The 18,247-nt window shown below is 46.0% G+C and carries 15 protein-coding genes; 2 read left to right on the top strand and 13 right to left on the bottom strand.

From position 1 onward, the window contains the following. Window positions 1-10: 10 nt before the first annotated feature. The 8 genes from PPM_RS14775 to PPM_RS14810 all read right to left on the bottom strand — a co-directional run bounded on the left by PPM_RS14775 (window position 11) and on the right by PPM_RS14810 (window position 8,635). On the bottom strand, window positions 11-793 hold the full coding sequence (locus tag PPM_RS14775) for an STM4013/SEN3800 family hydrolase (RefSeq protein ID WP_013371566.1): 783 nt from the start codon (window positions 791-793) through the stop codon (window positions 11-13). Next, window positions 793-2,127: an STM4014 family protein gene (locus tag PPM_RS14780; protein WP_013371567.1), complete on the bottom strand. Its 1,335-nt coding sequence runs from the start codon at window positions 2,125-2,127 to the stop codon at window positions 793-795. The genes PPM_RS14775 and PPM_RS14780 overlap by 1 nt, the downstream gene beginning before the upstream one ends. A 67-nt stretch (window positions 2,128-2,194) precedes the next feature. Beyond that, window positions 2,195-3,037: an STM4015 family protein gene (locus PPM_RS14785; protein WP_013371568.1), complete on the bottom strand. Its 843-nt coding sequence runs from the start codon at window positions 3,035-3,037 to the stop codon at window positions 2,195-2,197. 223 nt (window positions 3,038-3,260) lie between these two features. Continuing rightward, entirely contained in the window at window positions 3,261-4,727 is a 1,467-nt protein-coding gene (locus PPM_RS14790) for an efflux RND transporter periplasmic adaptor subunit (RefSeq protein WP_013371569.1), read from the bottom strand. A gap of 71 nt (window positions 4,728-4,798) precedes the next feature. Further along, window positions 4,799-6,316 carry a DHA2 family efflux MFS transporter permease subunit gene (locus tag PPM_RS14795; protein WP_013371570.1) on the bottom strand — a complete coding sequence of 506 codons (1,518 nt, stop codon included), beginning with the start codon at window positions 6,314-6,316 and terminating at the stop codon, window positions 4,799-4,801. A 15-nt stretch (window positions 6,317-6,331) separates the two neighbouring features. Next, window positions 6,332-6,985 (bottom strand): HlyD family secretion protein, encoded by a 654-nt coding sequence (locus PPM_RS14800; protein WP_013371571.1) that lies wholly within the window; start codon window positions 6,983-6,985, stop codon window positions 6,332-6,334. Between the two features lie 358 nt (window positions 6,986-7,343). Next, entirely contained in the window at window positions 7,344-8,156 is an 813-nt protein-coding gene (locus tag PPM_RS14805; protein WP_013371572.1) for a hypothetical protein, read from the bottom strand. 20 nt (window positions 8,157-8,176) lie between these two features. Then, window positions 8,177-8,635: a flavodoxin gene (locus PPM_RS14810; protein WP_013371573.1), complete on the bottom strand. Its 459-nt coding sequence runs from the start codon at window positions 8,633-8,635 to the stop codon at window positions 8,177-8,179. Window positions 8,636-9,084: 449 nt separating this feature from the next. Between PPM_RS14810 and PPM_RS14815 the strand changes: the two genes are divergently transcribed. Together PPM_RS14815 and PPM_RS14820 are read left to right on the top strand one after the other, a co-directional pair. After that, window positions 9,085-9,948 (top strand): class I SAM-dependent methyltransferase, encoded by an 864-nt coding sequence (locus tag PPM_RS14815; protein WP_013371574.1) that lies wholly within the window; start codon window positions 9,085-9,087, stop codon window positions 9,946-9,948. 8 nt (window positions 9,949-9,956) lie between these two features. Then, entirely contained in the window at window positions 9,957-10,703 is a 747-nt protein-coding gene (locus tag PPM_RS14820; protein ID WP_013371575.1) for an RluA family pseudouridine synthase, read from the top strand. Window positions 10,704-10,796: 93 nt separating this feature from the next. Here the strand turns inward: PPM_RS14820 and PPM_RS14825 are convergent, their stop codons facing one another. From PPM_RS14825 to parE, 5 genes are all read right to left on the bottom strand, one after another. Next, window positions 10,797-12,299, bottom strand: a complete 1,503-nt coding sequence (locus tag PPM_RS14825) for a DHA2 family efflux MFS transporter permease subunit (RefSeq protein ID WP_013371576.1) — start codon at window positions 12,297-12,299, stop codon at window positions 10,797-10,799. After that, entirely contained in the window at window positions 12,283-12,768 is a 486-nt protein-coding gene (locus PPM_RS14830) for a MarR family winged helix-turn-helix transcriptional regulator (protein WP_013371577.1), read from the bottom strand. The genes PPM_RS14825 and PPM_RS14830 overlap by 17 nt, the downstream gene beginning before the upstream one ends. 217 nt (window positions 12,769-12,985) lie before the next feature. Beyond that, window positions 12,986-13,456 carry a MarR family winged helix-turn-helix transcriptional regulator gene (locus PPM_RS14835; RefSeq protein WP_013371578.1) on the bottom strand — a complete coding sequence of 157 codons (471 nt, stop codon included), beginning with the start codon at window positions 13,454-13,456 and terminating at the stop codon, window positions 12,986-12,988. 275 nt (window positions 13,457-13,731) lie between these two features. Next, window positions 13,732-16,194, bottom strand: coding sequence for a DNA gyrase subunit A (gyrA, locus tag PPM_RS14840; protein ID WP_013371579.1), 2,463 nt, complete (start codon window positions 16,192-16,194; stop codon window positions 13,732-13,734). A 22-nt stretch (window positions 16,195-16,216) separates the two neighbouring features. Further along, window positions 16,217-18,196 carry a DNA topoisomerase IV subunit B gene (gene parE / locus PPM_RS14845; protein WP_013371580.1) on the bottom strand — a complete coding sequence of 660 codons (1,980 nt, stop codon included), beginning with the start codon at window positions 18,194-18,196 and terminating at the stop codon, window positions 16,217-16,219. Between the last annotated feature and the right edge of the window lie 51 nt (window positions 18,197-18,247).

The following is an 18,247-nucleotide window of genomic DNA, read 5'->3' on the forward strand; positions in this document are numbered from 1 at the left end:
TCTTTTTGTCCTACAGTATAAAATCGCGGTAAGGCACATTCCACACTACCTCATGCGCCAGACGATGCCCTTCGTAGCCGTCTTCGCCATAAGCTGTACCATGATCGGAAAAAGCCATGCAAAACGTCTTGCCACGCTTACGCAAAGCATCAAACAAGCGTCCAAGTTCACCATCCACATACCGCAAAGCTGCTCGTTGAGACTCTACTGAATCTTTTGAAGAGCCCTTTACAAAATAATGATTAGGCCCATGGATTGCTGATACATTCAGAAACAAAAACAAGCGCTGTGCAGGGTCTGCCTTTTCCAACAGCTTCAAGGCATGATTCACCTGATGCTCTGTTGAACGAGGGTTGGTAACGCCAAAGTTCATGCGCCAGTAGCTCTCTTGAAAATATCCGGGCAGCACCTTGGCCAGCTTGTTCTTCTTCGTGAAAAAAATAACGCCACCGATACAGATCGTCCGATAGCCCTCGTTCTCCAGCCCGGACACAATGTCCGGAGCATCGAACAGCCAGGTATGTGGATGCGTTCGCAATCCCGTATCCTTTGTGTGAAACAGCCTGATATGTGAAGCCTTATCTGTATTGGCCGGAGTCGGTAAAAATCCGCCAAAAAAAGCATGGTGTGCAGCATATGTAAAGCTCCCTGGTGTATGGCGCTTTTCCCACGACCCGGAGCCGCATAAATTCGAGCAGTTTTCTTCCTCCAGCTTGGCTACGTCATAACGCAGGGTATCCAGTGTAATCATGACAATATCATGAGAGCCGACAATTTGATTCATATCAGTCATTATCTGTCTTTCCTTTCCAAAACTACGCTCCTATTAGCAAGGTGCAGCATTTCCCATTCATATGGATTCCAACCCTGATACTCAACCCGATACAGTAAATCACCGAACGGATTAACATCCAATACATAGGGACGACCACCGTGAGCCGGAACGAGCACATCCAGTCCAGCAACCATAGATGACGGAAAAACCCTCATGGCGGCTATTGCAGTATGCTGGACCGATTCTACCGTATTCTGTGGTAGTCCGGCTTCCTCCAGCAAGAGTCGCTCATTACGCAAATGTAGATTTGTAATGGGGCTGTGACTCAAACGTAAAACCGCATGACAAGCTTCTGATTCACACACGAGTTGACGCACATCATAAACACGTCCGTTCAGGGTCGCTTTGGGAATCCAGCGTTCCACATGTACCCCTTCCAAACATAGCCAGTTAAGGATGGCATGAATGTCCTGCTTGTCTGTATAACGACGCAATCGTCCGGCATTATAATACACACGCTGTCCGTGTATGATCTCTGTTCCAATCGTAGTTACCGCCAGCTCTGCATGTGTCTGGGGATGTACCTGATATGCCATAACACCAGAAGCACCTGACCCGCAAAATATTTTCACAAATACGCGGTGAAACCCACTCTCTTTCATAGCTGTATGCAGATCGACAGCATCACGAAATGCACCGCCTGAAGCTGTAAGCACAGGCGGGACCCTGATGTCTGCCTGGTCTAATACGGCGCTACAACGCCGTTTGTCAAACATGACGGCTACTTCCGCAGGATCGTTCATCCAGCGCGACGAAGGCCAGAGCCGATCTACTTCATGCCGCAGCCAAGCCAGCAGACGGCAATAGCCCCGGAACCATTGTGCCGGGTGCCAAATGCGACCATGCTGCTCCTGCAAACGGCGCGCTTCTGCCGCCAGTATACCTGTGTCATGTGCCCATTCCGGCCATGGCAACAAAGAATCGTCTCCCTCGGCATCCGGGGCGCCCAGAGCAATCAATTCCCGCTCTACCTCAAAGTTTTCGCCCGGTGCATCCAGACGTAGCAATGGACCTCTGTCCACCCGCCCTGCCAGTAATTGATCAATGCTCTCTCGCACATGGACACTGCCATTCACGCTATCTTGCGCAGCTTGTGCAGCTATCCTGACCATCAGTTCGCTCAGACTGTGCTTCTCTCGAATGGCCCCCAACACATCTGTATAGGAAACCTCCAGAGCTGGCGGAAGCATTAATCTGCTTCGTGCTTTCTGCAGCCCCGTAGTTCGACGATTCCCCGAATTACCGAACAAGATAAACGGCTCGTTGACATTACTATCCCACATCTTCATCATAGAGCCGCCTCACTTTTATTCTTTTTAATTTTAAATTCAATCCGTTTTAGAAATCCATTGGAGCAAATTACTCTGTCAGTGATGGATAGCGCCAATCATCTTCTTCATCTGCTTCTTGTTGATCTTCTACGTTCACAGATAAACCTGAGTTTTTCCAGCGTTCCATCATTTCACTAGACATATAATGATAGCTCAAATCCAGATGTTTTAGCCCTTTTATACTTTCACTAGCCAGCAGCGCTTCTGCACCTTGATCAGACAATGTACCTTGTGAGAGATCTAGCACTTCCAGTTGTCCAATCACAGGGGCATTAGCAGCAGCAATGGCAATTTCATCCTGTATCTCACTGTCTTTGAGTCCCAAGTATGTAAGTTTGGGAAAAGGATTGCTGTCTAAAAACGGTAAAATATCTTCCAGTTTACCGTCAAAACCATAATCCTCGACACCCAAATACAGCTCCAGCTTGCGCAGTTCAGGCAGTTCGGCATTACGGATTTGCTGAAGGACGCTCACAGGCAGACCACCACAAATAATAACCAATTCTTGAAGATGATTATGGCGAAGTGGTTCCAAGCTCAGGTCTTGGCTTCCTTTAATATGTAAGGATTCAAGCTTTGGAAACGCTTCTAACAGCGGCGACAGATTCGTTTGGTTAATCCATGATACCTCACACTCATCATATTCCATATCACCAATAAACAGCTTGCGTACCTTAGGAAATTGATCTTTAAGCTTCACTAACACCGGTATAAAATCATCTGGTGAGTTTTCATAGGCGCCTCCCCAATCTCCAATGATCAGATCCGTAACTTGGGCACTCTCCGGCTTGGCTGCCAGTTCCTCAATAGATTTAGCCATCGTTTGGCCATTCTCATAAGCTTCATAATCTACAACCAATTTCACTTCCATCTCACAATTCCTCCGATCGCTTGTCTGAGATCTCGTAAACTATCTATTTCCAATTTAGTCTATCCTATTCTACCAATGTTCGTCAAAAAAAGTCCCAAATCGACATTAATTCTATGTAAAATGTGCAAATGAAATAAAAACAAGACAGCCCACTTGCGGGCTGCCTTGGAATGTATCCATAATAAATTTCTACTATTATAAAGAACGCAAGTTTAGAACCAAGTTATTGGGTAATTGTAATCGGTGAGTTATCGGTCAGCAATGCCAGATTATTTACGATCACATTCTCTTCCTTGCTCAAGCCACTGGTAATGAGTGTTTGTGAACCTGTCGTTTGAACAGTCTTCACTTCCTTGCGTTTCGCATGGTCGCCGTTTACTACATATACATATTCTTTACCTTGATCCTGTTGCACTGCCGCAGTAGGAATAACAATACCTTCTTGCGCATTGGCAGCGACAAAGCTGATATCAGCCAACATGCCGGATTTCAGTTTCATATCTGGATTGGCTACTGAGATTTTTACAGGATAGCCTTTTCCGCTTGCATCCAACGGGCTTACATTTTTGACTGTACCTGTTGTTACAATGTTAGAAGCTGCAACACGAACCTGTACCTTGTCACCTGCTTTTACATTGTTGATCTGTTCCGCAGGGACATAGATCAATGTATTGACCGTACTCAAGTTAGCAATGACTAGCGCAGGAGACTGAGCGGATACCATTTCGCCCACTTCTGCATTTTTCGTACCCACAATACCGTTGATCGGTGATGTAACAACGGTGTCATCCAATGCATCCTGAGCAATGTTTACATTCAGTTGTGCCTGCTTAAGAGATTGTTGGCTAGACTCAATGCCAGCCGTATTTTGAGATACTTTAAGTTGATTTTGTGCATTGCTGTAGCCGCTGTTGGCATTACTGTAGCTATTTTTTGCTGACTCATAGCTGTTGCGGGCTGTAGTTAGGGCCTTTTGAGCTGCTATCAATTGATCTTTTGCATTAGCCTGCGCATTTTGTGCATTATTATAAGCCGCTTCTGCATTCACAACTGCGGTTTTTGCTTGTTCTAATTGTGCTTGGGTGCTTGCACCAGCATCAAACAGACTTTGTGTACGTGTTACATTCTTTTGTGCATCTGCCAAAGCTTGCTGTGTTTGTTTCACCGTATTGGCTGCCGAGGAGACACTATGTGTCGCTTGTTCTACGGCTGTAGTTGCTTGATTAATAGCCCCCTGAGCCTGATTGATTGCGCTTTGGGATTGAATCACACCGCTTTTGGACTGCACTAAGCCCGAAGTTGCTTGAACCATCGTTGATTCATGGGATGCTTGAGCGGTGCTTACGCCTGCTGCTGCGGCGGCGGCGGCGGCACGGGCTTTTGCAACATTGTTACGCATATCCTTATCGTCAAGTTTGAATAGTACTTGGCCCTTTTTAACCTCAGAACCAATATCCACAGGCAGCTCAACCACTTTACCGCCTACTTTAGGCACAATATTGACTGTTTCCGAAGGTGTTACCGTACCTGTATAAATATTTCCCTGTCCGATAACCCCCTGCTGTGCTTGACTAATTTTAACCGGTACGACCATGTCCTGAGCCGCTCCGCTATTACTGGAGCAGCCTGCCAGCACTGCGCCGCCGAGGACTAAAGCCGCTAATGTACTTTCTACTCTCAATATTTTCATGATAATTCCCTTTCTTTCTGTCCGTGGAAATAATGTAAGCCATCCAGTCGATATTTTTGTATTTCTCTTTATTAAGCTTCCGGCTGTGTCTTTGCTTTCTTCCTCTGAATAAACAAAAAGATGAGTGGAATCGTGCAAAACAGCGGTATAGATGAAATGAGGAACGTATCCCCAATTCCTCTCGATGTAGCATCCAGTGTGATTAAACTACTTATGGATGACATCCATGAGCTACCCAATGTCGCTTGTAGCGTATGAGCCGAGTCTTGTGTAATGGACTCCGAAATTTGCTGGGCATGGGCAGCTGAACGGCTTTGCATAATGGCGGTCAGTACCGCAATCGCCATAGATGCAGCCACCGTACGTACCAGATTGGACGCTGTAGACGCATTGGCTACCTTGCTCGGATGAACAGCATTCATGCCGACCGTGGACAATGGCATCATGCAAATACCAATTCCCAGACCCCGTAATGCCATTACGGTTTCCAACCAGGCATGCGAAGTATCTGGCGTAAGCTGATGAAGATGATAGGTCATAAAGCTGGTTAACGTCAGGCCCACAAGTCCCAAAGGCACAATGCCGAACTTATCGAACAGCTTCCCTGCAATAGGCATCATCGCCGCCATGGCAATGGCCTGTGGAATGAGGATAATACCAGTATCAATCGGTGACACGCGCTGAATATTTTGCAAAAACAACGGTGTTAGGAACGTTCCACCGTACATCCCCATCATGACCAGACTGGAGGCGATAACACTAATCGTATATTTTGAATTCTTGAATAATGAAATTTCAATTACAGCATTATCTTTGCCGCTTTCTACATAGATGAGAAAGACAAGTGCCCAGAAAGAAATAAACAGCAGAGATACAATCCCAAAAGAAGTCCAGCCATCACGCTGGCCGTTTGTCAGTGCGTACAAGAGTGTTCCTGCACAGGTTGCCGCCAGTAAAAATCCTGGCAGATCAAACGGTTTCGGCGTAACCTTAGGCGGCTCCTTGATGAGAAGGATGACCATTAAAATGGCAAATAAAGCAACCGGCAGACTGACAATAAACAAGAAACGCCAGTTAAACCATTCAATTAAGTAGCCACTCAGCGTAGGCCCTATAGCTGGTGCGGCCATTGCAGCGATCCCCCATATACCAAGGGACATCCCGATTTGTTCACGCGGCATAATTTTGTAAATAATCGTCATACTCAGCGGCATAATGACACCGCCGCCCAGACCAGCCAATACACGCGCTGCAATCAGGGAAGAATCACTCCATGCAAAAATACATATTCCTGTCCCCAGCGAGAACACGCTGAGCGCAAGAATCAAAAACTTTTTGTATCCGATACGCTGCTCCATATATCCGGTAATCGGGACGATTACGCCGGATGCAAGCGTGTAACCTGTAATAACCCACTGAATACGTGTCGTCGTTGACCCTAAATCCGTCGTCAATCGTGGAATGGCGACATTGATCAGACTGTTGTTCAGAATGGCGACAAAGGCGCCTAAAACGATAGCAAAAAAGGCAAGCCAGCGTTCTTTGGAAGAATCTGTCGAAGGAGCAGCAGCAGTTTCATTGGCAGCCACATGGACCCCTCCTTTTTAAGATGTATGAATTTTTACTTCCACGTTCGTTCCAGGGATAAGCTTCATGTCCTTCGGCTTGTTCACAGCAATTTCTACAGGTACACGTTGAGTCACCTTATTAAAGTTACCACTTGTGTTCACAGCAGGAACGAGCGAAAACACTGCATTGGAAGCTTCGCCCACTTTACGAACCTTACCCTGAATGACCTGATCGCCTGCAGCATCAAGCGTAATGTCAACAAGCTGTCCTGGTTTAATACGGTTTATATCGGTTTCTTCAATATTCGTGGATACATACAGGTTGTTCATATCAACCATAGTCGCTACAGCACTACCCGGTGTTCCAATTTCATGTTCTTTCGAATAAATCTTAATAACAGTTCCGTTAATCGGCGCACGCAGCACAGACTTGCTAATCATGCTTGCATCCAGTCCTGATACATCCTGTTCGGCAATCGGTTCATTGCGTTGCAGCACATCGCCTTCTTCAACATCAATGTGGCTAATCTCACCGGAAATTTGCGGCATCACCTTATACTGATCGGCTTGAATGCGCGCATCGTCACTTTTAACAAAGTGTGTTGCCTGATACCAATAATAGTAGCCAATAGCTCCACCACTCAGAATGAGCAGCACGATGAGAATCGGCAATACAGTTTTCTTACTCACTTGTTCCACCCCTGTTGTCCAAAAAATTTTTATTATTCAACGCTAATATTTTAAAATTGAAATATTAGGGCATTAAACCAAATCTAGAGCATAAATAAACACATGGCAGCAAGCCATGCACAAGACAGGACTTATTTATGTACGTAGGACAAGCTGATCCATGGTCCACAAACCGTCTTTATTATATTTAAATATTTTCATATAACTATTGTACATTGAAATATTATAGATATATTTATCTATTCAGGCAATATAAATTTTCAGTTTTTTCAGAATTTTTTTTCACAAAAAAGAACCTTGTTTCCAAGGCTCTTTCATGAAAAGGGATAGTTTACATTTAAAGGTTCACACAATAAACCTAAGAGAAAGGCGTAGGTCCAAATGACCGATCCCTACAGTTTTTCGCCTCCCGCTCTTCCTTTTTGTCCTTATTCGCTCTGTTCTGCTGAGAACCTTGCTGCCCCATACATCCCCTACAACGACAGCGTTCTGCGATCCCATGCATATCCTCTCTGGAGTCTTTTAATAGTCGTACGTAATCCAAAGATTGCTGTAAAGAAGCCGAACCAGGAAGAAAACGAACCTTCTTGCCTTCTAGCAGACAGTATACTTCGATAAGCTGAGGGAGAGCTCCAAATGCATAATAACAAAATACATTTGTTAAATGTTGAAAAGTACTAATAACGTTAGGGTTGTAGTCCACCATATACTTTTGAATCAGTAATGAATCCGCTTGTTCTGATTGTTGCCAGGCTGCCTGAATAATCAGCGAAATATCGACCTCCAACTCAGGCACCGCTGTACAAAATTGTTCATACAACATCACAGGCACCAATAAGTCATTATTTAAGGCACATATTTTTGACAACTCGCCTGACACTTTATTTTTGACATCCCAGTAATGGAACAAGGATTCAAAACTGTTCGACTGTTTAGGCCACCACTTCTCCAGCACATACTGGACAGGGACTTCTCGCCGTACCTCTACTTCCATTCCAAAGTATTCGTTCAGCGCATGCCCTATCGCATACTGAACCCGTTGCCGCCAATTCCAACCCTCACGCCCTCGTTTTCTCTGTGATTGACGGATTGGCTGCGGAGTTCTCCACATCTCCTCAAGCTGATAGTCGTGCAGAAGAGGAAAGCCGCTTAAGCTATCGCTATTGCGCATACCTATCCCTCACTCTCTTCTCAGGACACTCCAATACCAGCCTGCGCAAATTGTCTTCCGTAAGCCCGGCAATTCTCCTTCTCATCATCGAGTGGATTGAATTCAATCTTCAGACTCTCCTGAACGACCGATGCGCCGCGTTCTTTGACTTTTTCCTCTACTAAGTCCACTGCGCCACAGAATTGTGTATAAGATGTATCTCCACTGCCAAATACAGCAGTCTTTTTACCAGACAGATCAAGCTCGTCTAGTTCCTCGTAAAAATCTAAAAATTCATCAGGAAGCTCACCATCTCCCCATGTATATACACCCAACAGGAATCCGTCATATGCAAGCAATTCTTGCGCGCTGCAATCATACGAAGCCTTCAACTCCGCCTCATGCCCTGCCTGACGAACACCCTCGGCGATCAATTCCGCGATTTCCTCTGTATTACCGGTCATGCTAGCATAAGCAATCATGATTTTACCCAAGTTCATCCCTCACCTTTATTTGAAATATGGGATGCTTTCATTCCCTATTACTCAAATAATATTTGATAATGATTCTCATTGTCAAATACTAATTTCAATCATCAACTGTATTTTGGTAAACATATACGCAAAAAAGTCGCATTATATGCGACTGTTCACAATTAAAATCTATAGATAGATGCGAAAATATTATGTACGTACAACATAATCCATCTTTCATAAATAGAATGAAAATCGGATAGTTGTACGTACAAGTGGGATTGATTTCATTTTAATATGGAAGCGCTCTAATTACAAGTACATCCGAAAAAAATATTTTTGCTCTGTCTAACTACTTACTTATTCATGGAATCATTCGATTGTTGCTAAGGTTTGTTGTACAATAGACTCCATATGGGGATTTTACGCAGCTTACTGCCTAAATCCTGAATTGACTGCTGAAGGATGGATTGTACATGTATGTAGCACAAGAGTGGAAAGACTATGAAGTAATGGATACAGGCGGTGGTGAAAAGCTGGAACGTTGGGGCAATATTGTCCTGCGTCGTCCCGATCCGCAAATCATATGGCCTTTGACCCAGGAAACAGCGGAATGGCGGAATGTTCATGGGCATTATCACCGCAGCTCTTCCGGGGGAGGCCAATGGGATATGAAAAAGCCTATCCCCGAGCGCTGGACGATTAGCTATGGACCGCTTAAATTCCACATTAAACCGACCAGCTTCAAGCATACTGGCCTTTTCCCAGAGCAAGCAGCCAACTGGAGCTGGATGATGGATAAAATTAAAGGCGCGGGCAGACCTATTTCCGTACTGAACCTGTTTGCATACACAGGAGGGGCCACGACTGCCGCAGCGTATGCCGGAGCCAGTGTAGTTCACGTGGATGCCGCCAAAGGTATGGTGCAGTGGGCAAAGGAAAACGTTCAATTGTCCGGTCTGGCTGACCGTCCGGTGCGCTTCATTACAGACGACGTGTTCAAGTTCGTGCAACGGGAACAACGTCGAGGCAACCGTTATGATGCCATTATTATGGACCCTCCTTCTTACGGACGTGGACCTAATGGAGAAACCTGGAAGCTTGAAGAAAGCTTATATCCGTTCCTTGAATCCTGCATGAGCATCATTTCAGATCAACCCTTGTTTATGCTGATCAACTCCTACACGACGGGAATTTCACCTACTGTATTGCGTAACATGCTGAGCATGACGATGCAACAAAAGTATGGGGGCCAAATTAGCGCTGGTGAAATCGGATTGCCGATCACACGCTCAGGATTGAATTTGCCTTGTGGTATTCTCGGACGCTGGGAGGCTTAATTCCTCTTATGAATCAAGATGAACTTACTCGGCAAGAGCATGCACAGCCGAATATTCCCGTACTATATGAGGACAACCATGTCCTGGCGGTTGTAAAGCCTGTCAATGTTCCGACACAGGAGGATGCCAGCGGTGATCCCGATCTGCTGTCTTTACTCAAGGAAGATTTGAAAATCAGACACAATAAGCCTGGTAACGTCTTTTTAGGTTTAGTTCACAGGCTAGATCGGCCTGTAGGCGGAGCCATGATTTTTGCCAAGACGTCCAAAGCTGCTTCTCGCCTGTCAGAGTCGGTTCGAAGTCGTCATTTTCACAAGCTGTACACAGCTGTTCTGAATGGCGTTCCTGCGGCTCTTCAAGGCCGGCTAACCCATTACCTGCTAAAGGACAGCCGTACCAACACGGTCAAAACGGTTCGACCCGGCACGGCCGGTGCCAAGGAAGCCATTTTGGAATACCGCGTTATCGGACAGGCTGCTGGACTCAGTCTTGTGGAAATTAAGCTACACACCGGACGCTCGCACCAAATTCGCGTACAGATGCAGGCAATCGGCTGTCCCCTCTATGGGGACCAAAAATATGGCGGTAATCTGAGCCGTCCTGGTCAACAGCTGGCCCTCTGGTCCTTGCTCGCTGGAGCACCGCATCCGGTCAGCAAGGAAGCGATGAGCTTCCACTCACTGCCTCCCGTCCAATTTCCTTGGAGTGAGTGGCCCTTGTCGCTTTATGAGAAGATGATTACGTCGGAGAATTGAGCAGACTTACTACAAAGAACCCGCACTGCATGTAAACAAACATGCAATGCGGGTTCTCTTTTTTCACAAAAGCAAATTAAAATGTATCCATGCTTATGATGAGGAAGCCACGGTATTCCCCTTCTCGCTGTTGACCAGCTGTTGACGGGAACGTGCGTTTTGTGCATTCGTATTTTTGATGAAAAACGCTAAAACCAAAGCCGTCACGCTCAATAGTGTAGCAATGATAAAAGCCGAGTTAATACCGTAAATCGTAGCTTGATTGCCAGCAGCCAGCATTCCCGCTTTGTCCGTAACGTTCAGTCCTTCAGATGCAATCATCGTGGTCAAACGATTGCTGGTTTGAGTAGACATTACCGTCACTAGAATTGCTGTCCCAATCGAGCCCGAAATCATACGCAGCGTATTGCCCATCGCTGTACCATGGGCATTCAATCGTTGTGGAAGCTGATTCAGTCCGGCTGTTTGGATCGGCATCATCAGCAACGACATCCCGAACATCCGTACCGTATAGTTGATTAAGAGTGTCAAATAGGTGGTTGATTCGGTTAAACGTGTGAATTCCCAAGTCGTTATAGTCATGATCAACAACCCAATTACAGACAGCCAGCGCGCTCCAATTCGGTCAAAAATAGCCCCCGTCACAGGAGACATGATCCCCATCAGAATCGCTCCTGGCAGCATTAGCATACCAGACTGGAGCGGTGTAAATCCGCGAATATTTTGCAAATAAATCGGAAGCAATATCATACCAGCGTACAGAGCCATCGTCACAATAACATTAATGATTGTCGTCAAGCTGTACACATCGTATTTAAAGATACGGAACTCCAGCATAGGCTCATCTACCTTCAGTTGTCGGACAATAAATAAAATAAGCGCAATCGTCCCGACGATGAGTGTAGACAGGACTGGAATACTTCCCCAACCTGATGTTCCAGCATCACTAAAGCCGTATAACAGCCCGCCGAAACCGAGTGTAGACAAAATAACACTGAGAATGTCCAGCTTAGGCTTGGATTGCTCGGTTACATTTTTCAGAAAAATAAATCCGATCACAATCGAAATCACGGAAATCGGCAGGATAATCCAGAACAATACTCGCCAGTCATAATGCTGCACTATATAACCAGATAAGGTTGGTCCAATGGCTGGAGCAAACCCCATCGCAAGCCCCAGCGTTCCCATTGCACGGCCACGACGCTCTATTGGGTAAATGTTCAAGATAACGACCATCATTAATGGCATCATAATCCCTGCACCCGCAGCCTGAATAAGCCGACCGATTAGCAAGATACTAAAACTCGGCGCTATTGCACATAACAGCGTGCCGATTGAAAAAATAGTCATCGCACTAATAAACAATTTACGAGTAGAGAAACGGGCAATCAGGAATGCGGTCACCGGGATTAATACCCCGTTTACGAGCATAAAGCCTGTGCTAAGCCACTGAGCTATATTGGCATCTACATTCAGATCACTCATCATTTTCGGTAAAGCCACACTTATCAACGTCTGGTTTAAAATCGCAACAATTGCGCCAATCAACAGAGCGGCCACAATGGGTGCTCTGCGGACATTACCTGGTAGTGTCATTTGAGGACTGCTCAAGTTGATTCATTCCCTTCGGTGTTAATTTCATGATCATTTGTTTATGAACATCCAAGAGCAACTCTAGCTGCTCCTTCGGGATGTCCAGAATTGGCAAGACGCGCTCCATCCACATGGCGTCTACCTTTTGCATGATATCTTTTCCTTCTGGCGTAAGCGTCAGTACTAAAGATCTGCGATCATGCTCATGCCGTCCACGAGCGATATATCCCGCCTTGGTCAAGCGGTCAACCACCCCGCTCATAGAGCTGCTTCCCACATGAGCTATCTCTGCCAGCTCGGATAACCCAATATTGGGACGTTTATTTAGAATGGCCAAAGCCATGTGCTGCATCGCCGTCAGATCCAAATGCTGCTCCTCATTCCAGAAAGCATAAAATATTGTCTTGTTAACCTCCCTTACCGATTGAATAATCCGGTACACCTCAAGTCTGTCTTCCTCTCTGTCACTCACTAGAACCATCCTTCTTCCCAATACATATTCTTTACCCATATACACAAACTAGTAACTATTCGTATACGAAATGTTATTTATTTATAACTATTATTTTATCATCTCTTATGTAAATGTCAACATTCCCCCAAATACTACCTATGCTTGAACACAAAAAAGCGCGGAAATGAATACCACGATCGGCATTTACCCGCGCATTTCTATTCGCCTCAGAAAGCTATTCTGCTCGCTCTATTTGTTCCTTTATTCCCTCGTTTTCACTGGCTGATACAGCAGTTTTCGACTTCGTTGTAATTTTCCCCAACAAATAAACTAGCAAATTCTGATTGTGCTGAGATATTCGGTTTAGCGCAGAACCCAGAAAATCGTCCCTGATTTGCAATCCACGCTCCACTTCTTCTCTACCTTGATCTGAAATAACAATCCATACAATTCTACGGTCCTTTACGTCTCTGAACCGGGTGACCAGTCGATTCCGCTCCATCCGATCCAATAGCATCGTAACTGCCGCAGGTGTGGTGGCGAGATATGGGATAAGTTGAGACGGCTTCATGCGGCCGTATTCGTTCAGAACCTCCAGCACCGTGAGTTGAGCCTCAGTTAGTGATGGAGCTAGTTGCTGCTCCATATGAACCTTGTAGTCCTTAGCCATTCTGGACCAGATTTTTGCAAATTCGGTCGTTTGCATTTTGCCTCACTCCTTTGAATAACAGGGTCAGTAAAAGCATCAATGTTACCGTATGGGCCACCGTCCGGATTGTATTTCATCACATTAAATTTTCGCCATTTCCCTTCAGTTTCCTGCCGTTTTTGGAGCATCAAATGAAAAGGGGAAGGAAGTCTCACTTCGGATTTGGAGGCAGGTCAAGGTTCGACAGCATGACGGCAAAAAGGTCCTCATTCGTGCCGGAATGGCACGTGAGGACCTCTCTTTTTCGAGCTAAAAAACGCTTGACTTTACAATTATTCTACTGTCTGCGAACTCTGAGGTTCACTACGCGGCAGCACATTTACAATTTCGTCCTTCTTCTCCACAGGAGCCAGCAGCTTGCCTGTATCCTTGCGGTCGGTTAAAGGAGCTTTTTCCGAAAGGAAGGACATCGTCTGCCCTTCTGATGTGATGACAAATAATTGAACAGCTTCACGACAATAGAAGGCAGCCACAATTCGAGTTCCGTTCGAACGCACCCGCTTGCCTTCCTTGAATTCGAAGGTGCTGATTCCTTTACCGCCTCTTCCCTGAGAAGGATAATCCAGCAGTAGCGTACGCTTACCGTAACCGGATTCGGTCAGTACCAGCACCTCTCCTTCATCCTCTTCTACCCATAGTGCTGCGACAATTTCATCGCCTTCCGCCAGTTGTATACCTTTGACTCCCGCTGAAACGCGGCCCATGGCATTAACCTCTTGCTCCTTGAAACGTATGCTCATCCCCGCACGGGTAATCAACATTATATCCTTGCTATTGTCGCTTAACGTTACTGATAGTATCTCATCGTCGCCAGCCACCTTGCAGGCTGCTACAGCACTGGAGCGTTTTGTAGCATATTCTGTAAGTTCTGTTCGTTTGACTTGCCCTTTCTTCGTTACAAACACCAGGCTTTTGCCGATTTCCTCCATGTTTTTGATCGGAATAACGCTTACGATCCGATCTTCCTTCGCTAGCGAAATGACATTGACAATTGGAGTGCCCGGCTCTTTCCACTTATACTCTGGTACCTGGTGCACAGGCAGCAAAAAGTATTGTCCACGCTGGGTGAAGACGAGCAGCACATCGAGTGTATTCACGTCAAGGAACTGGGTAATGTAGTCCCCTTCTTTAACACCTGAGTTTGAACGTTCCCCGCCAGAACGAGTGAACGACAGCATACTCGTACGTTTCACATATCCATCTTTCGAGAGGGTCAGCAACACATCCTCTGCCGCAACCATGACCTCCAGGTTTACCTTAATCTCTTCTACCTCACCCTGTATCTCCGAGCGGCGGTCAATACCGTACTTTTCACGAATTTCCAGCAGTTCCTTGCGGATCAGACTGATCAGCTTGCGGTCGCTATCCAGAATAGAACGATATTGAGTAATTTTCTTCTGAATGTCAGCAAGTTCTTTTTCGAGAGTTGTAATTTCAAGATTCGTAAGACGGTACAATTGCAGAGTCAAAATGGAATCCGCTTGTCGTTCACTAAAGCCAAACATCCATTGCAAATTATTTTGTGCATCCTGACGATTTTTAGAAGCTTTAATAGCCGCGATGACCTCATCCAGAATGTTCAGCGCCTTGACTAAACCTTCCAGTACATGTGCGCGATCCTCCGCCTTTTCCAGTTCAAACTTGATACGGTTTGTGACAACCTCGCGCTGGTGAGCTATATACGCTTCCAAAATGGACTTTAATCCAAGCTGGTGTGGTGCTTTGTTTACGATGGCTACCATATTGAAGTTATAAGCCACCTGTAGATCGGTTTTTTTCAGCAGGTATGCCAAAATACCTTCTGCATCCGCTTCCTTCTTCAGCTCGACAACAATACGCAGGCCATTTCGCCCGCTCTCGTCACGAACCTCGGCAATCCCTTCTACCTTTTTCTCCAAACGGATGTTTTCCATAGCGGTTACGAGCCTGGATTTAACAACCTGGTATGGAATCTCTGTAATAACCAGTTGCTGCTTGCCTCCACGCAAAGACTGAATTTCCGTTTTGGAACGGATATAAATACGTCCTTTGCCTGTTCTGTAAGCATCCTTGATGCCTTCGCCACCCATAATGAGTCCGCCAGTCGGGAAATCCGGACCTTTAATAAAGGTCATAATCTCTTCTAGCTCGATCTGCGGCTTTTCCATCACTGCGATGGTGGCGTCAATCACCTCACGCAAGCTATGAGTTGGAATTTCCGTTGCAAATCCCGCTGAAATCCCGCTGGATCCGTTTACCAACAAATTAGGATAACGGGATGGCAGCACAACAGGTTCCTTTGCCGAGTTATCAAAGTTATCCTTGAACAAAACCGTACGTTTTTCGATATCACGCAGCATTTCCATTGCGATCGGAGATAATCGTGCCTCCGTGTAACGCATAGCTGCCGCAGGATCGTCGTCCTGAGAGCCCCAGTTGCCGTGGCCATCCACCAGTACGTGGCTCATTTTCCAAGGTTGCGCCATCCGTACCATCCCATCGTAAATAGATGAATCACCATGAGGATGGTAATTACCCATAACGTCCCCAACGGTTTTGGCGGATTTGCGATACGCTTTTTCCGGGGTATTACCCGAATCGTACATCGCGTACAGTATTCGGCGTTGCACAGGCTTTAATCCATCCCGTACATCAGGTATCGCCCGATCCTGAATTATATATTTGGAATATCGGCCAAAGCGGTCACCGACCATTTCCTCCAGATAAGCTGGCAAAAATTGCTCCGATAAGCTCATGTCTACACCTCATTTAATAGCACTACTCTACGTATTCCGTGAAATCCACGTTTTCCACGATCCAGCGCTTACGTGGATCCACCTTATCACCCATCAATGTGGACACACGGCGTTCAGCTTTGGCAGCATCCTCAATCTGAACGCGCAACAGGGTGCGTGACTCGGGATTCATTGTCGTTTCCCATAACTGATCAGGGTTCATCTCCCCGAGTCCTTTATAACGTTGAAGCTCAAAATTCCGTCCAAATTCTTTTAAGTAATTATCAAGCTGCTCGTCAGTCCAGGCATAACGAACCGTTTCGAGCTTACCCGACTTGCGGGTTATTTTATACAATGGCGGCTGAGCAATAAATATGCGTCCTGCATCAATGAGTTCTTTCATGTACCGATAAAAGAACGTCAACAACAGTACTTGAATGTGCGCGCCATCTGTATCTGCATCGGTCATAATGATGATTTTGGAATAATTGCTGTCTTCCAGCGTGAACTCAGTTCCTACCCCCGCGCCAATCGCTGCCGTAATCGCACGATACTCATCATTTTTCATAATATCCGCCAACTTTGATTTTTCCGGATTCATCGGCTTGCCCTTTAACGGCAAAATTGCCTGGATTTTGGAATCCCGTCCTTGTTTGGCCGATCCTCCAGCCGAATCGCCTTCCACGATAAATAACTCATTACGTGTAAAATCCTTAGACTGCGCAGGCGACAGTTTGCCATTCAAATTAGAACTTTCACTGCGTTTCTTGCCAGAACGCATTTCGTCCCGAGCCTTACGTGCAGCTTCACGCGCTTTGGATGCTTGAACTGCCTTTCTGATCAAGGTTTGCGCTATCTGTGGATTTTCCTCCAAAAAGCGCTGCATTTGTTCAGATACGATGGCATCCACTGTACTCCGCGCCGAAGCACTACCCAGCTGATCTTTTGTCTGACCGACAAATTCAACCTCGGCCATCTTGACACTGATTACAGCCATCATACCCTCACGCAGATCGTTACCTTCCAGGTTTTTATCCTTTTCCTTCAACATCGCTGTTTTGCGTGCATAGTCGTTCATGATACGAGTGTAAGCGGTTTTGAAGCCTGTTTCATGCGTACCCCCGCCACGTGTCGGAATGGAGTTAACGAACGAAGCAATCGTCTCTGTGTAGCCGGCATTGTATTGGATGGCAATCTCCACTTCAATGTCTTCTTTCTCGGCATTAAAGTGAATAACATCATGCAGTACATCCTTACCCTCATTCAAAAAAGAAACAAACTGACTTGCTCCACCCTCATAAAAATATTCATCTGACTTTCCGCTGCGCTCGTCTTTAAGCTGAATACGAAGGCCGGAATTCAGAAAAGCAATTTCCTGAAGGCGTTCAGCCAGCGTATCGTAGTTAAAATGAATTCCTGACTGAAAAACGCGAATATCCGGTTTAAATGTAATTTTCGAGCCCGTCTTGTTAGTATTGCCCAGCACTTCAAGGCCTGTGGTCGGTTCACCGACATGCTCCACGCCCTTCTTGTCCTGCCAATATTCAAACCGCTGACGGTGAATCTTGCCGTCTCGGTAGATTTCCACTTCAAGCCATTCCGAAAGAGCGTTCGTTACAGACGCACCTACCCCATGCAGACCCCCGGACTTTTTATATCCCGAACCGCCAAACTTACCTCCGGCGTGCAAAATGGTGAATACAACTTGAGGCGTAGGAATTCCCATTTTGTGCATTCCCGTAGGAATACCGCGCCCGTTGTCTGATACTGTAACAGAACCGTCCTTATGCATTGTGATATCAATGCGAGAGCAAAACTTGGCGAGATGTTCATCCACCGCGTTGTCTACAATTTCCCATACCAAATGATGCAGTCCCGAAGAACTGGTGCTCCCGATGTACATGCCCGGCCGTTTGCGAACTGCCACAAGCCCTTCGAGCACTTGAATGTCGTCCGCGCCATATTCTGAAGCTCCGTTCTGTGTACCGGAAGCTCCCGCAGACAAGTCGATTTTGTCGACCATTCATGCTCCCCCTTTGTCTAATCGTAACCGTGTTTTGCCTTATTCTTGATG

It is taken from the genome of Paenibacillus polymyxa M1, from assembly GCF_000237325.1.
GTDB lineage: Bacteria > Bacillota > Bacilli > Paenibacillales > Paenibacillaceae > Paenibacillus > Paenibacillus polymyxa_C.

Bases quoted from the DNA above. Each gene is read 5' to 3' on its own strand.
- gyrA (WP_013371579.1), bottom strand. From the start codon at position 16,194: ATGAGCTTATCGGAGCAATTTTTGCCAGCTTATCTGGAGGAAATGGTC.
- PPM_RS14825 (WP_013371576.1), bottom strand. From the start codon at position 12,299: ATGACACTACCAGGTAATGTCCGCAGAGCACCCATTGTGGCCGCTCTG.
- PPM_RS14780 (WP_013371567.1), bottom strand. From the start codon at position 2,127: ATGATGAAGATGTGGGATAGTAATGTCAACGAGCCGTTTATCTTGTTC.
- PPM_RS14835 (WP_013371578.1), bottom strand. From the start codon at position 13,456: ATGCAAACGACCGAATTTGCAAAAATCTGGTCCAGAATGGCTAAGGAC.
- PPM_RS14790 (WP_013371569.1), bottom strand. From the start codon at position 4,727: ATGAAAATATTGAGAGTAGAAAGTACATTAGCGGCTTTAGTCCTCGGC.
- PPM_RS14775 (WP_013371566.1), bottom strand. From the start codon at position 793: ATGACTGATATGAATCAAATTGTCGGCTCTCATGATATTGTCATGATT.
- PPM_RS14810 (WP_013371573.1), bottom strand. From the start codon at position 8,635: ATGAACTTGGGTAAAATCATGATTGCTTATGCTAGCATGACCGGTAAT.
- PPM_RS14820 (WP_013371575.1), top strand. From the start codon at position 9,957: ATGAATCAAGATGAACTTACTCGGCAAGAGCATGCACAGCCGAATATT.
- PPM_RS14815 (WP_013371574.1), top strand. From the start codon at position 9,085: ATGTATGTAGCACAAGAGTGGAAAGACTATGAAGTAATGGATACAGGC.
- PPM_RS14785 (WP_013371568.1), bottom strand. From the start codon at position 3,037: ATGGAAGTGAAATTGGTTGTAGATTATGAAGCTTATGAGAATGGCCAA.
- parE (WP_013371580.1), bottom strand. From the start codon at position 18,196: ATGGTCGACAAAATCGACTTGTCTGCGGGAGCTTCCGGTACACAGAAC.
- PPM_RS14805 (WP_013371572.1), bottom strand. From the start codon at position 8,156: ATGCGCAATAGCGATAGCTTAAGCGGCTTTCCTCTTCTGCACGACTAT.